This window comes from Knoellia sp. Soil729 (genome assembly GCF_001427985.1).
In the GTDB taxonomy this organism is placed as follows: Bacteria; Actinomycetota; Actinomycetes; order Actinomycetales; family Dermatophilaceae; genus Knoellia.
The window spans coordinates 443,807-458,510 of sequence record NZ_LMSA01000003.1 but is presented as its reverse complement, the minus strand read 5'-3'; the positions used below and the strand labels follow the sequence as shown (position 1 = coordinate 458,510).

At 68.0% G+C, this 14,704-nt stretch carries 14 protein-coding genes; 8 read left to right on the top strand and 6 right to left on the bottom strand.

Features of this window, described 5'->3' with window-relative positions; translation table 11 throughout:
• Positions 1-263 precede the first annotated feature (263 nt).
• From ASG74_RS13935 to ASG74_RS17245, 5 genes are all read right to left on the bottom strand, one after another.
• On the bottom strand, positions 264-734 hold the full coding sequence (locus ASG74_RS13935; protein ID WP_056144671.1) for a UPF0158 family protein: 471 nt from the start codon (positions 732-734) through the stop codon (positions 264-266).
• 123 nt (positions 735-857) lie between these two features.
• Positions 858-1,358 carry a Mov34/MPN/PAD-1 family protein gene (locus tag ASG74_RS13930; RefSeq protein WP_156465404.1) on the bottom strand — a complete coding sequence of 167 codons (501 nt, stop codon included), beginning with the start codon at positions 1,356-1,358 and terminating at the stop codon, positions 858-860.
• The gene (locus ASG74_RS17840) at positions 1,355-2,491 is read right to left on the bottom strand and encodes a ThiF family adenylyltransferase (RefSeq protein WP_162252806.1); all 1,137 of its coding nucleotides are present in this window, start codon (positions 2,489-2,491) and stop codon (positions 1,355-1,357) included. The genes ASG74_RS13930 and ASG74_RS17840 overlap by 4 nt, the downstream gene beginning before the upstream one ends.
• Before the next feature lie 361 nt (positions 2,492-2,852).
• Positions 2,853-3,845 (bottom strand): SMODS domain-containing nucleotidyltransferase, encoded by a 993-nt coding sequence (locus tag ASG74_RS17340; protein WP_056144667.1) that lies wholly within the window; start codon positions 3,843-3,845, stop codon positions 2,853-2,855.
• Between the two features lies 1 nt (position 3,846).
• Entirely contained in the window at positions 3,847-4,425 is a 579-nt protein-coding gene (locus tag ASG74_RS17245) for an SLATT domain-containing protein (protein ID WP_162252805.1), read from the bottom strand.
• Between the two features lie 515 nt (positions 4,426-4,940).
• Between ASG74_RS17245 and ASG74_RS13910 the strand changes: the two genes are divergently transcribed.
• Complete coding sequence (locus tag ASG74_RS13910; protein WP_056144661.1) at positions 4,941-5,873, top strand: NAD-dependent epimerase/dehydratase family protein; 933 nt, start codon at positions 4,941-4,943, stop codon at positions 5,871-5,873.
• Between the two features lie 144 nt (positions 5,874-6,017).
• Positions 6,018-6,944, top strand: a complete 927-nt coding sequence (locus tag ASG74_RS13905) for an alpha/beta hydrolase (protein WP_056144658.1) — start codon at positions 6,018-6,020, stop codon at positions 6,942-6,944.
• Here ASG74_RS13905 and ASG74_RS13900 read toward each other — a convergent pair.
• Positions 6,926-8,782: a helix-turn-helix domain-containing protein gene (locus ASG74_RS13900; RefSeq protein WP_056144655.1), complete on the bottom strand. Its 1,857-nt coding sequence runs from the start codon at positions 8,780-8,782 to the stop codon at positions 6,926-6,928. The two genes, ASG74_RS13905 and ASG74_RS13900, sit on opposite strands and share 19 nt — an antisense overlap.
• Positions 8,783-8,945: 163 nt before the next feature.
• Between ASG74_RS13900 and ASG74_RS13895 the strand changes: the two genes are divergently transcribed.
• The 6 genes from ASG74_RS13895 (at position 8,946) to ASG74_RS13870 (ending at position 14,582) form a co-directional block, all read left to right on the top strand.
• Complete coding sequence (locus tag ASG74_RS13895) at positions 8,946-9,755, top strand: ABC transporter ATP-binding protein (protein ID WP_235498977.1); 810 nt, start codon at positions 8,946-8,948, stop codon at positions 9,753-9,755.
• Complete coding sequence (locus ASG74_RS13890) at positions 9,748-10,455, top strand: ABC transporter ATP-binding protein (RefSeq protein ID WP_056144652.1); 708 nt, start codon at positions 9,748-9,750, stop codon at positions 10,453-10,455. The genes ASG74_RS13895 and ASG74_RS13890 overlap by 8 nt, the downstream gene beginning before the upstream one ends.
• Before the next feature lie 125 nt (positions 10,456-10,580).
• On the top strand, positions 10,581-11,831 hold the full coding sequence (locus ASG74_RS13885; RefSeq protein WP_056144649.1) for an ABC transporter substrate-binding protein: 1,251 nt from the start codon (positions 10,581-10,583) through the stop codon (positions 11,829-11,831).
• 123 nt (positions 11,832-11,954) lie between these two features.
• Entirely contained in the window at positions 11,955-12,824 is an 870-nt protein-coding gene (locus ASG74_RS13880) for a branched-chain amino acid ABC transporter permease (RefSeq protein WP_056144646.1), read from the top strand.
• Complete coding sequence (locus ASG74_RS13875) at positions 12,821-13,840, top strand: branched-chain amino acid ABC transporter permease (RefSeq protein WP_056144643.1); 1,020 nt, start codon at positions 12,821-12,823, stop codon at positions 13,838-13,840. The genes ASG74_RS13880 and ASG74_RS13875 overlap by 4 nt, the downstream gene beginning before the upstream one ends.
• Entirely contained in the window at positions 13,833-14,582 is a 750-nt protein-coding gene (locus ASG74_RS13870) for a 3-hydroxybutyrate dehydrogenase (RefSeq protein WP_056144641.1), read from the top strand. Before ASG74_RS13875 ends, ASG74_RS13870 begins: the two co-directional genes overlap by 8 nt.
• Positions 14,583-14,704 lie beyond the last annotated feature (122 nt).

Here is a 14,704-nt window from a genome sequence, read left to right as displayed (position 1 = left end):
GTGGGATGCATCGTTGCCCGAGCAGCCGACCAAGAACCCAACCAAGGCCGCTGCGGCGACGCGCATCAAGACTCTCACGGGTTGATGATGCCGTCAGGCCGCGTTAGCAACGCAGCGAACGCACTCATTTGCCGCGATGCGCCTCGTGCGATTCCTAGTGCCGCGGGGTGCCGACTTCGTGTCTCGAGACCTCAGCGTCGGATCGTTCGAGTCGCCAGCAGGTAGAACGACGCGGATCAGGCCGGACTCCGTGTTGCTCGGCCTCACGGCAGGGTGGGTTCGGGGTGGTTTCGCTGGAACCCTTGGGCGGCGTCTTCGTCGATAAGCCCTTGGTCTGCCAGCCACTGGACGGCCCGGACCCGTGCTCTGGCATCCCGCAGGGTGTGCCAGGCCGAGACCAACTCAGGGTGTCCCTGGTACAGCGCATTCTTGAAGCGCCGGAAGGCGCCCTTGCCCTCCAGTGAGCGGCGCAGGCGCTCCCCTGCCCCGCGGTCGCTGATGCCGTCGGCAAAGTCGACCATGTCCTGGTACCAGACGTGAGGCGGGAGGGGATCGATCACGATCAGGTCCAGCTCGTCGAGCTCGATCGGGTTCTCACCATCGATGCCCAGGTCACTGGTCCAGAAAGCGACCTCGCCCGTTATCGGGTCGATCAACCATCGATACTCGTAGTCGGTCTGATCTGCCAGAGCGTTGGCGATCTCGTCAACGTCGATAGCGGCCAGGTCGAGCATCCAGCCAGCGTAGGACCGGAGAACGTAACGTGCATCAGTCGAAACGGCTGACGGGTAGTCGGCGACTCGCGGCGGAAGCACGCAGCCATCGTTACAAGGCTCAGTTCGGGTATGGGAGTGGACTCACGTGTGAGTCACGGGCACGGAGATGTGGTTTCCCGCTAGGCGGTGTGGCCACGTGTCAGGCTGGCCAAGCAGAGCGTGGAACTGCACGGTGCCGCCGGGCCGGAGGGCGGCCACCACCATGGCGACGGGGTATTGGTTTCGTCGGGTCATAGCGCGCATGGCCGCGTGGTCCATGGGGCTGGGTTGTGCCGGTTCCGGGTGCGTGTGCCATTCGCCGACGTAGCCGGCCAGCGCGTCCGTGTGGCGTAGGTAGTTGTCTAGGACTTCTTTGGCTGGGCCCGGTCTCCGCACGTACGCGGTGCGGTTGGCGCGCGGATCCGGCACGGTGAGGGCGTCCTCGACGACAATGGTGCGGCCCTCCATGTACCCGACGAGGATGCCGCCGCGTTCTCGGGTGCGGGATGCGCGTCCGGCTGCGCGGAGCGCGTCGCGGGCTTGGGCGCTCAGCAGCACCTGTGGCCCCGGGTTCGCGTGCCCGGGTTCGTGGCCGGTGGTCATGGAAGTTCGCGCAATTCTCCGGCGGTGTCCAGCGGGCGGTCGGTGAGGAGACCGATGATGTGCCGTACTGCGATGGCGGCCGCCTCGGTAACAGCGTGTGGCGCTGTGGGAGAGATTGGGACGCCACATCCGGCTTCGAATACCTCCGGGGCCCGTGGGGGCTGCAGTGTGGTCGCGGGCTGAGGCGCCGCCCCGTCGAGCGGGGGCACGATGTCTACGCGCAGGGTGCGGCCTTCGTTCTGTACGCAGGTGGTGACGAAGCGGCGCCCGAGCTCGGTGGCGGCCTCCTCGAATAGACAGGTAACGGAGTCGTCGGCGGTGGCGTCGACGAGAAGGGCGTCGCTGAGCAGGAGAGTGGCAGCTTCGACCGGGCTGGTGAGGGGGTCGATGGAGCTGGTGACGTTGGCACGGTTGTACGGGCGGGTGTCGAGGACGGCTTTGACAGCCGTGGCCTTGAACGTCCCGGCGAGCGCGGTGGTGGTGACCAGGTGCCGGGTGGCGTTGCCAGGCTTGTAAATGTCGTGGTCCCGCACGGTGAGGTGGCCAATGCCTGCGCGGGAGAGTCCGTCTGCGATGTGTGAGCCGAGGGCGCCGACGCCGACGATGTAGACGTGTTTGTCCTCCAAGGAGTTGGCGGTTGCGCCGGACCGGAGCCGCATGGCGGCGTCGTCGGTGGCGCCGGAGAACGCCAGGTGTGGGCGTGGGGGGCCGCCGGGCTCGGTCGGCTTGAACGTGATGGCTAGGACACCGGTATGGGTGCCGCGATGGTACTGCACGAGGAGGACGTCGAGACGGTCGCGCTGCATCGCGGTGCGGATCTTGGTCGGGGCCGAGGTGGACGCGACCAGGTCGTTCCAGTCGGCTGGCGGCGTGTCCACGTCACCGATGTCGGTCACATACCCGCTGAGCAGTCCCTTGCGACTCTTCTTTGGCACATGTCCCGCACTGTCGATGTGGATGAGGTTGCGGTCGAGGCGCATCTGGATGTAGCTGTCGAGGTGCTCGCTGAGGTCGTGGTACAGAACGAACCGGCCTTCGACGGGCAGGTTCATGTAGGCCTCAAGGTCCAGGGCTGGGGGGTCGTCGGGCCAGTCGGCGTCATTCTTGCTGAACCATTCGTCGACGCGTGCCATGAACTTCGCCGGGTCGAGCCAGGGCTGACCGTTGTGGTCGTGCGGGGCGTACAGGCACAGGTGTCCGTCGCTTTCACGGTGCCACGAGCGGGTTACAAACTCGTTGGCGCGGACCTTGGGGGGCGTGTACGGGAACCCGTCGACGATGGTGACGGTGATGCGGGGGTTTCGCAGGGTGGCGTTGCTGGTGGGGCCGTCCGAGCGGTCCTCGACGAGGCGAAGACCCCGCTGTACAAGCCCGTTGAGGAACGCCTCTCGCCTGGCCGCGACGAACTCGCACCAGCGGGCGAGGGCCGCGTCCGCCGCATCGCTCGTCGCGGCGCCGTCGTCGGTCCCAGCGTCTGTGGTGGTGGTCTCTGGGTCAGCCAAAGCGCAGAGTGCCTGCGGTCGCGCTGCGGGAACCTGCGCTGCGGTCCGACGTCGTCCTGTTGCCGTCGTCGTCGTACCCGGACGGCATCGGAAACACGTTTTCGAAGTCGTCGTTGCTGCCGAGGATTCCCTGCAGGAGCAGCGCGGCCTTGCCTGCCTGATCCTCGTCCATTGCATACGCTTCGCGGGCGTCCGCGGCGGCGGTGGTGAACTTGTCCCGGGCGGTGTCGAAGTCTGCGTCGGGGTCGAACGTCATTTCTTCGCCTGGCATGGACGGGTCGGGGATGGCAAACCCTTCGTCCGCCATGCGGCGGAATACGTCGGCGACCCCCTCCAGGGCCGTTGTGAACAGCTCGGCCATCGATGCAGAGGGGTTGACCTGTGCCTCATCGCACGCGGTGTACAGCGCCATCTCCACGGCGAAGCCACCGGGCTTGGCGGTACCGAGGAGGTTGCGCCGCGCCTGCCGCAGCAGCTTCACGCACGGGACGTACATCTCGTCGAAGTTGGCGTTCTTCGCCTCCTTCAACTCGGACATCACGACTGGGTTGGTGACGACCCAATCGCCGTCGTCAGTGGGAATCTCCCACACGGTTCCCGACTTGCGGGCTGGGACGACGTCGACGTACAGGCCATCCGCGTCGGGGACGAGCACGGTGACGGAGCGATCTTCAAGGGTCACCGCGTCCTTGTGGTACTCGGCCACCAGAACGGCGTACACCTGGTCGAGGACGTCCTGCGCGCTGACACCTTCCGGGTAGTCGTCCAGGCGGCAGAACATGTCGATGTCGTACACGCGTCGGATGGAGACGCGGCGACCGTAGGACCCGATAAGGATCGGGTTGATACCCCAGCCTTTCAGGGTCTCGTCGGCGGCGAGGACCTTGTTGATGGCGTCGTGCGCCTCAGGGGCGTTGTCCCAGTCGTCGTCGCTCGGTTCAACGTTCGACTGTGCGGTGGCGAAGGAAGTGGCGAGCTCGGCCATGTCAGGCGTCCTTGGGTGAGTCAGTATCTGGGTGCCCTGGCTTCGTGGGCCGGGCCTGGCGATTGTGGTTGGTCGTGTCGACGGCGAACTGCTGTCCGCCTTCGCGAATATTCTTCGACGCTCGGTTGTACGCACGCCGGTTCGGGGCATCGGCCGCGTGACGAGTCTCGGAGTACCGGTCGGTCAGCGAGGTCAGCTGGGTTCGGGCCTCGTCCGGGGTCAGTGTGGCGAGGTCGATGAGCAGCAGACGACGTGCATCGTCCTGAATGTCATGGAAGGTGTTCGCGCACGTCTTGCCCCGCTGCGCGCGTCGTTCAGCGGCGAGGACGGTCATGATGCCGGCCAGGGCGGCGCCCACGAGCGCACCGGTCCCGACTACCCATCGGGGGAACGAGTCGAGGAAGGCGGCACCGCCGCTGAAGAGGCCGAAGACGCTGGCGGGAACGCCGAGGCGGAAGTTCCACCGCTGCCACGCCTTGGCCGCCTCGAACTGTGTCTGGGATGACCACCGTGCGCTTTCCTCGAGCCTGGCAAGTTCGTCACCTACCGGGACCAAGTTGGCGGGCACGTGCGCCGGCACCGCATAGTGCGGTGGACCGGGTGGTGCCAGCGCTTTTGGTCGGCGGTATAGCAAGTCGTTCTCCCCGTTCAGCTCGTGCGGCCACGTCCGCGTCACGTCAGCCCAGACGCCCCTGAGATGCGGATTTGAATTTAGGTGGCGGCACTGACACCAGGTCGACACGTCCCACCGCACCAGGGGGCCGGTCCAGCCATCCTCCTCTGTAGCACATGGGCGCCGGCATCGTACGCAGGCGCGCCGATGCGTTCTGGACTCTGCCCGGTGGGGGTCAAGGGTCGCGCTCGATCGCACCCGGGCCATTGCTGTATTCGGTGCATAGCCTGTTGCCTCGCGTCAATATGGGCGGTGTGACGCGGCTTTCAATGGTCCAGCGCCCATCGGTGAGTACACGACAAGCCATGCCGCTCTCGGGTTGCCCGACCATGGCTAGGGCGTGTGGCTGGTCGGTCGTCGCGCGGTGGATTCGACCCCCTTTTCACCTCCCTCTGCCGACCGTGGACTCATAGGCTCCAGGGATGCGAGTGGTCGTCATCGGAGGCACTGGACACATCGGCACGCACCTCGTCCCCGCGCTGGTACGGGACGGGCACGACGTGACCGTGATCAGCCGCGGCATGCGCCGCCCCTATCGTGACGACGGGGCGTGGAACCACGTGCATATGGTGCCGTGCGACCGCGAGGCCGCCGAGGCCGACGGCGCTTTCGGCACGACAATCGCAGATCTGAAGCCCGAAGCGGTGCTGGACCTGATGTGCTTCACGCCGGCGCAGGCGCACCAGCTGACCGAGGCACTGGACGGCCAGCACCTCATCTCCACGGGGTCCGTCTGGTCCTACGGCGCAAGCACGGTCGTCCCCACCACCGAGGATGCTCCCAAGCACCCGTACGGCGAGTACGGCATCAACAAGCTCGCGATCGAGCGACACCTCATGAGCCAGGACCGCGTGCGCGCCACAGTGGTGCATCCCGGCCACATCAGCGGACCGGGGTGGTTGCCCATCGGTCCGGCGGGCAACCTCGACCCCGCTGTCATCGATGCCCTCCGAGCCGACGGTTCGTGCCTGCTGCCTGACCGTGGTGGAGAGACCATCCACCACGTGCACGCGGAGGACGTCGCAGACCTCCATCTCGCGTGCCTCGACCAGCCCGACAGAGCCGTCGGCCAGAGCTTCAACAGCGTCTGCACCCAGGCGCTCACCCTGCGCGGATACGCCGAGCTGGTCGCCCGCCACTTCGGCCACGAGCCGAAGCTGGAGTTCGTGCCGTGGAGCGAGTTCGCTTCCCGCCTGGGCCGAGAGAACGCCGATCTCACTCTCGACCACATCGGCCGCGCCCCGCTGTTCTCCATGGAGAAGGCGCACGACCTGTTGGGCTTCGTCCCGAAGCACAGCGTCACGGACACCGTGCTCGAAGCCATCGACGCGTGGGTGGCGGCCAACCGCAGCTAGCCATCTCGGACTGTCGCGCGGGCGGAGACCAAGACACACCTCACGCGTCCGGATGTGGGGCGAGAGCCCATGAGCGGAGGTGGGCGGGCGGCATACGGTGCTCGCCTGGGGCAGCATCCAGCGGCCCGGAGGTGAGGTGTGCCAGTGAGAGTTGAACCGGCCTTCACCGTGGAGGTGGACACCGGCACCCTGGCGGTGCACGACCTCACCCCCGGGGCAACCCGTTCCGACGTGCCGGTCGTCCTCGCCCTGCACGGCATCACGGCCAACGGGCTGGCCTGGCAGGTCCTCGCGGACGAGCTCGTCCGACGCCATGGAGTGGACGGCATCCGGGTGCTCGCACCCGACCTGCGGGGGAGAGCGGCCAGCCGCGACGTGCCCGGGCCGTGGGGGATCAGCGCCCACGCCGCGGACACCTCCGCCATCGTCTCGGCCTTCGGAGGCCACCCGGTCCTCGTCGGGCACTCGATGGGCGCCTTCGTCGCCGCCTCCGCCGCGGCCAAGGACCCCGGCCGATACCGCGGGCTGGTACTTGTCGACGGGGGCCTCGGCTTCCCTGCGCCCTCGGGCCAGGACGTCGACGCAGCCCTGGCTGCCGTCATCGGTCCGGCGATGACGCGGCTGTCGATGGTGTTCGACTCACCGGCCGACCACCTCGCGTTCTGGCGACGCCATCCGGCCGTCGGCCCCCTGCTCGCCGGACCCGTGGGGCCGTGGCTGCGCCACTACCTCGACCACGACCTCGTCCAGTCCGGTGAGGGCTGGCGCTCGAGCTGTGTGCTCGAAGCGGTCCGAGCCGACGGGCGCGACGTGCTGGCGGACCCCGACACCCTTGCGGCGGTGCAGCGGGCGGTCGAGCAGGGCGTCGACACCGAGCTGCTGTGGGCCGAGCGAGGGCTGCTCGACGAGCCGCAGGGTCTGTACGACGAGAGCCGTCTGCGCGCATTGCAGCTACCCACCGCCCTGCGCACGACGCGGGTCCCGGACACGAACCACTACTCGGTGATCCTCGAGGCGTCGGCCATCACGCGCCTCGCCGACGCGGTGGATCGTCAGCTCGCGATGAGGTGACGCAGGCGCAGCGCGAGCTGCAGCTCGAGCGCACGCTCGGGTGACTGCCAGCCGTCGCCGACGAGCCGCGTGATCCGTTCGAGCCGCTGGGCGACCGTGTTGGTGTGGACGTGCAGCCTTGTCGCCGCGTGCCGCGGACTCGACCCGGCGAGGAAGTAGGCCTCGAGCGTCCCGACGAGGTCGGTGCCCCGCGCGCCGTCGTAGTCGTCCAGCGGTCCGAGGACCGACTGCACGTATGCCGTCACCTCGGGTTTGGTGCCCACGATGAGGCCCGCGAATCCCAGGTCTGCTGCGGCCGCGCCGTCTCCCTTGCGGCCCAGTGCCACCAGCGCCTCAGCTGTCCGGATGGCCTCGGTGTGGGCCGCCTGGAGGTCGGCACCGAGCGTGCCCCTGACCTCGCTCACCGGTCCCGCTGCCCCGACCGTCACGCAGTGACTCCGAGAGAGTCGATGCGCCAGATCGCCTGCGGCAGAACCGGCTTCACCTCCGGGGACCAGCGCGACCACATGGCCCTCCACCTCTCCGACGAGACCCTGTCCACCGAGTGCGGCGTTGACGGCGAGCACCAGCGAGCGGGGTGTGGCCGTGTCGGCGCCGACGACGGCGAGCAGGCAGGTGGGCTCACGCAGGTCGAGCCCGAGCGAGCGCGCGGCGGGCAGGAGGAGTCCGAGGTCGGCGTGTCCGCTCACCAGCCCGGAGACGAGGTCGGTGCGCTGCTGCTGGCGTGCCTCCGCGCGGTTGCGTTCGCCGAGGAGGACCAGGGCGGTGACCACGGCCGCCCGCTCGACGGTCCGCTCGTCGGAGTCGTCCATCGCCGAGACGTCCCCGATGACGAGGCACCCGATCGGCTCGCCGGCAGCGGCGATGCCGATGACCCAGGCGTCGCCGATGCGGGAGAGGCGCCTGCCGTCGACGCCGCCCTCGACGCGCCTCTGGAGCTCGAGCAACCTGTCGCCGGTGGGCGGCGCCTCGCCGGCGATGCTCCGCGGCGCACCGTCGGGGTCCAACAGCAGGGCCCATCCGCCGAGGAGCTGGATGAGAGCCTCGGTGAGGTCGTCGACACCACCGCCCTCGAGGACGATCTCTGCGAAGCGGTCGTGCGCCGCGGCGGCGCGTTCGATACCGGCGGCGTACTGGCTGGCGCGCTCTGTGGCCTCGGAGAGCGCGGCCAGCGTGCGCGACGACTCCTCCACCGCACGCACCTGCACGATGGTGACGGCCGCCAGGGCGGCGAGCGAGCCCAGGAGCGCCACCTCGTCGTGGGTGAACGGGCGAGGCGTGCGGTTGGACGCGAACAGCACCCCGACGAACTCGTCCTTGACGATGAGGGGAGTGCCACAGATCGCGACGAGGCCCTCGTCACCCACGGCTCCGTCGATCAGGTGGGTGTGCCGGAAGCGCGCGTCGGCGAAGTAGTCGGCCGTCCAGTAGGGCTTGTGCGACTGCGCGACCAGCCCACCGAGCCCCGCTCCGAAGGCGAGGCGGACGACCTGGAACTGGGCAGAGACCGAGCCGGCGGTCGCCCGCATGTAGGTGTCGCCGCGGTCGTGGTCGAACAGGGTGAGGTAGGCGACGTCCGTGCCCATGAGCGCCCGGGCGCGTCGGACGATCGCGTCGAGCACGACCGACGGGTCGCTCATGGAGGCCAGCTCGCCGGCGGTGTCGACGAGCGCCGCCAGCTGCTGCTCGCGCCGACGCTGCACGTCGAAAGCACCACTGATCCGGATGGCCAGGTCGCGAGCATGGGGGTCGACGTCGAGCGCGGCGAGATCGGCGGCCGACGCGCCGGAGGCGAGCAGCTCGAGCAGGCGGGTACCCGCGTCCACGTCATCGTGCATGAGGCCGATCCTAGGCGCGCACAGCGCGGGGGGCATGTCCTTGCGCACCATGAGCGCAACCAGACCATGGGGCACCACACCATGTGGGCCTCGCAGGGCTCGTCCTATGGTGAGGCTTCACCGCGTGCAGATGTCCTGCACCGCGGAGCACGAGGAGGTGCTGGTGAGCCCTAGCCCATCGACGACGCAATCCGCGTCCGCGTCGGCGGCAGCGGCGACGTCCGCCCTGCGAACCGTCGACCTGACCAAGGACTTCCGGGGGTTCACCGCCGTCAACGCCGTGAACCTCGACGTGGCGCAGGGAACGGTCCATGCACTCGTCGGACCCAACGGGGCCGGCAAGACCACGCTCTTCAACCTGCTCACCGGGTTCCTCACCCCGACATCGGGACAGATCCTCCTGCGCGGCAAGGACATCGCGGGCCAGCAGCCGGAGCAGATCGCGCACCTGGGGGTGGCGCGCTCGTTCCAGATCACGAGCCTCTTCGAGCAGATGACGCTCATCGAGCACCTCGAGCTCGCCCTGGCCTCACCCACGGGACTGGGCTACCGGTTCTGGAGCTCGCGCAAGCGGCTCGGCCAGTTCAAGGCCCGCGCCATGGAGCTGCTGTCACAGGTCGGCCTGGCCGACCGTGCGGGCGTCACCGCAGGGTCGCTGGCCTACGGACAGAAGCGGGCCCTCGAGATCGCCCTGGCCATCGCCAACGACCCCGAGCTGCTGCTGCTCGACGAGCCCACGGCCGGCATGGGCCTGGAGGACGTCGACCGCACCATCGACCTCGTCAAGCAGGTCTCCGATGGCCGCTCGGTCGTCTTCGTCGACCACAACATGCACGTCGTCGGCTCACTCGCCGACCGGGTGACGGTCCTGCAGTCGGGTGAGGTCCTCGCGGAGGGCACGTACGACGAGGTGAGGAAGGACGAGAAGGTCATCACGGCATACCTCGGAGAGACCGGAGACACGCATGAGTGACGCACTGCTCACGGTCGACTCTCTGTCGGCGTTCTACGGTGAGGCGCAGGCCCTGCGCGATGTCTCGCTCGACGTCGCCGCCGGCGAGGTCGTCACCCTCGTCGGTCGCAACGGAGCCGGCAAGACCACCCTGCTGCGCTCGATCATGGGCCTGCACAAGGGAACTCGGGGATCCGTGACGCTGGACGGAACCAGCCTGGACGGGAAGTCCGCGGACAAGCGGGCTCGCCTCGGTCTCGGTTGGGTGCCCGACGACCGCGGCATCTATGCCACCCTCACGGTCGCCGAGAACCTCGCCCTCCCGCCGGTCGTCGACAAGGCTGCGGCATGGAGCCTGGAGCAGATCTACGAGCAGTTCCCGGTGCTGCACGAGCGACGCGACTTCCCCGGGACCAAGCTGTCCGGCGGAGAACAGCAGATGCTCGCCATGGCTCGTCCGCTGCGCGCCGGCTCACGCCTGCTGCTCCTCGACGAACCCAGTGAGGGCCTGGCGCCGGTCATCGTCAACCAGATCGGCCAGATCATCCGCGACATCAAGGCGCAGGGTGTCGCCGTCCTGCTCGTCGAGCAGAACGTGAAGTTCGCGTCGACGGTCGCCGACCGCCACAACCTCCTCGCCCAGGGCGAGGTCGTCGAGAGCCTCGACAACGCCGAGTTCCAGACCCGCACAACGGACCTGCTCGAGCACCTCGGCATGTGACCGCATCCCTGGCCACGTCCCCGAAGCAGCACCCCCAAGAAGCACTTCCCAGCACGCACGACCACACGAACACTTCACCGGAACATCGATCCGCCGGGCACGGCATACACACCCCAGGAGGGGACATGCGACACACCAAGATGATCAGCCTGGCGGCCTTGGTCGCCAGCTCAGGGCTCGTTCTCAGCGCGTGCGGCAGCTCCGCCGGCGGAGGACCGTCGTCCGACGGCGGCAAGATCAGCGACGACAAGGTCGTCCTGGGGCTGCTCAACGACCAGTCCGGCGTCTACAAGGACCTGTCCGGCCCCAACTCGAAGGTCGCCATCCAGATGGCCATCGACGACTACAAGGCCAAGTACGGCGACAAGGCGGTGGCCAAGAAGATCGAGATCGTCATGGCCGACCACCAGAACAAGCCGGACATCGCCAACTCCAAGGCGCAGGAGATGTACGACCGCGACAAGGCCGACATCATCCTCGACGTGCCCACGTCCTCCGCGGGTCTCGCCGTCGCCACCCAGGCCAAGGCGAAGAAGAAGGTCTACATCAACATCGGTGCCGGCACGACGGCCCTGACCGGCGCACAGTGCAACAAGTACACGTTCCACTGGGCCTACGACACCGCCATGCTGGCGGCAGGTACGGCCGGGGGCATCGTGGAGGGCGGCGGCAAGAACTGGTCGATCGTCTACCCGGACTACGCCTTCGGCCAGGACATGAACAAGTCGTTCACGGCGGCCGTCGAGAAGGCCGACGGCAAGGTGCAGCAGTCGATCGCGACGCCGTTCCCCAACGACAACTTCGCGACGTTCATCACCAAGGCGGAGTCGAGCAAGCCCGACGTCATGGGCATCATGGCCGCCGGTGGCGACCTCGTGAACTTCGTCAAGCAGTTCAACCAGGCCGGGCTGCAGGGCAAGACGCAGCTGGCCGTTGGGCTGATGTTCATCACCGACATCCACTCCCTGGGTGTCGACCAGTTCCAGGGCACCCAGTTCACCGACGCCTGGTACTGGAACTTCGACGACCAGAACCGCAAGTGGGCCGACCGCTTCCAGGAGAAGACCCAGACCCGCCCGAGCTTCGCGCACGCGGGCAACTACTCCGCAGCGCTCAACTACCTCGAGGCGATCCAGGCGGCCGGCACCGATGACGCCGACGCCGTCGTCAAGGAGCTCGAGGGCAAGAAGATCAACGACGTCTTCCTGCGCAACGGCGAGGTCCGGGCGGCCGACCACAACGTCACCCACGACGTCTACCTGGCAGAGGTCAAGAGCAAGGCAGAGGTCAAGGAGGACTGGGACTACGAAAAGATCGTCAAGACGATCCCGGCCGCCAACGCCTACGCAGCCCCGAGCGGCACCTGCACGATGTGACCTCGTCGCCGACGGGGTAGTCCGTCGGCGACCCACAACCCGACCGTATGCCGTCCGCGCGCCCTGGGCGGACGGCATACGGGACCGGGTGAGCCACCGAACGAAACGAGAGAGGGACGACCGGTGACCCAGTTCCTGCAGTACACCCTTCAAGGCCTCGCGGCCGGAGGGTTCTACGCGCTCGCAGCGCTCGGGCTGGCGGTGATCTTCGGCGTGCTCGGCGTGGTGAACTTCAGCCACGGTGCCTGCTACATGCTCGGCGCGATGATCTCCGCCCTGCTCCTGCAGCACTTCGGCCTGGGCTTCTGGCCCGCGCTCGTGATCGTCCCCGTGATCATGTTCGTCATCGGTGTCCTCGTCGAACGGCTGCTCGTGCAGTGGCTGCTCAAGCTCGACCCGCTCTACAACTTCCTGCTGACCTTCGGGCTCACGCTGCTCACCGTCGACATCATGAAGCGCCAGTTCGGCGTCTCGTCGCTCAAGTACGAGGTGCCGGCAGGCCTGACCGGTCGCGTCTCGTTCGGCTCCGTCGACCTCTCGGTCTACCAGATGTTTGCTGCGGCGTTCGCGGTCCTCGTCTGCCTCGCCGTGTGGATGATCCTCACCAAGACCCGCGTCGGCATGATCGTCCGGGCGGCCACGGAGGACCCGGAGCGCTCCCGCGCCCTCGGCATCAACGTCGCCCGCTGGGTGACGCCGGTCTTCGGCTTCGGGATCGCGCTGGCCGGACTGTCCGGTGTGCTGGCGGCCCCCTACCGCGCGATCAACGCCGACATGGGGACCAACTTCATCATCATCCTGTTCGCGATCGTCGTCATCGGCGGCCTCGGGTCGATCCTCGGCGCGGTCGTCGCCGGGTTCCTCGTGGGCCTCGTGGAGGCCTACGGCCAGGGCTACTACGGGCAGCTGTCCCAGGTCCTCATCTTCGTTCTCATGGCTGCGGTCGTTCTCATCCGCCCGGCCGGACTCTTCGGAAGGGAGGAAGCCGCATGAGCGCCCAGCTCACGGACACCGCGCGCGTCCAGACGGCAGCCTCATCCGGCCCGGAGCGCCGGGTCAACCCGTTCCTCCGCGCCGGCCTCCTGCTGCTCGCCCTCCTCGTCGTCCTCGCCCTGCCGTGGTACATCTACCCGCCGGTGGCGATGGACATCCTCGCCTGGGGCCTGTTCGCCATCTCGGTGGACCTCCTCCTGGGCTTCACCGGGCTGCTGAGCTTCGGCCACGCCGCCTTCTGGGGCATGTCCGCCTACACCACCGGCTACATCGCGACCCAAGCCGGCGTGCCGTTCTACGTCGCGGTCCTCGGTGGAGCGGTGGCCGCCATGGTGATCGCCGTCCCCACGGGGTATCTGGCGGTGCGCCGGACTGGCATCTACTTCGCCATGGTGACTCTCGCCTTCGCGCAGATGCTCTACTTCATCGCCAACCAGGCCAGCGCCATCACCGGCGGTGAGAACGGACTCCAGGGCATCCCCAAGACCTTCTTCGGGATCGACCAGGTGGAGACCGACTCGTTCTACTTCTACTACGCCGCACTGCCGCTCATCCTGCTCGGGGCCTTCATCGCGTGGCGGACCGTGTCCTCGCCCTTCGGCCGGGTCCTCCTCGCGATCCGCGACAACCCTGCTCGCGCCCGGGCGCTCGGCTACGACGTCGAGCGCTACAAGATCATGGTCTTCGTGATCTCCGCCGGTATCGCCGGCCTCGCCGGGGGAGTCTTCTCGGTGAGCCACGGGTTCGCCTCGCTGCAGGAGCTCGCCTGGCAGACCTCGGGGAAGGTCGTCCTCATCACCGTCCTCGGCGGCATCGGCACCCTGTGGGGTGGTCCGCTCGGCGCCGCGGTCGTCGTGCTGCTGGAGGACCAGCTCGCGTCCTCGGGCTTCGAGGGCATCGGCATCATCACCGGGTCGATCTTCATCCTCATCGTCCTGCTCTTCCGCAAGGGCATCTGGGGCACGGTCGCCGACCTCGTGACCCGACTTCGCAGCCGGGGTGGGCGCAATGCTTGAGGGCCGTACCGCGCTGGTGACGGGGGCCGCCAGCGGGATCGGAGCCGCTGTCGTCGACCGCCTGGCGGCAGAGGGTGCGCACGTCCACGCTGTCGACATCGACGGCGATGCGCTGGCCACGCTGGTCGAGCGCTTGGGTGCCGAGCGTGTGACTCCCTGGGTGATGGACCTGTCGGACCTCGACGCCCATGCCTCCCTGCCCAGGGACGTCGACATCCTCGTCAACAACGCGGGCATCCAGCACGTCGCGCCGGTCCAGGACTTCCCCGTGGAGCAGTTCGAACGCATCCACCGGATCATGCTGCTCTCGCCGTTCCGGCTCGTGCGTGCCTGCCTTCCCCACATGTATGCCGCCGGGTGGGGTCGCGTGGTCAACGTCTCGTCCGTGCACGGCCTACGGGCCAGCGAGTTCAAGTCGGCCTATGTCTCGGCCAAGCACGGGCTCGAGGGGCTGAGCAAGGTCGTCGCCCTCGAGGCCGGCGACAAGGGCGTGACGAGCAACTGCATCAACCCGGCCTATGTGCGAACTCCGCTGGTGGAGAAGCAGATCGCCGACCAGGCGCACGCCCACGGCATAGCGGAGTCCGACGTCCTCGAGAAGGTGATGCTGACCCCGGTCGCCATCAAACGGCTCATTGAGCCACCCGAGGTCGCGGACCTCGTCGCCTTCCTGTGCGGCCCCTCGTCGAACTCCATCACCGGCTCGTCGTTCACGATGGATGGTGGGTGGACCGCTCACTGAGTCCTCTCTTGCTGGTCGTCGCCCGCAGGACGCGTCGCACACGTGCATCGATTCGCCGCAGTTCCATCCGCCGCTCGCGCGCTGGGCGCGCTCACGGCTCCCGCCAGGCCCAGCCAGCGGCG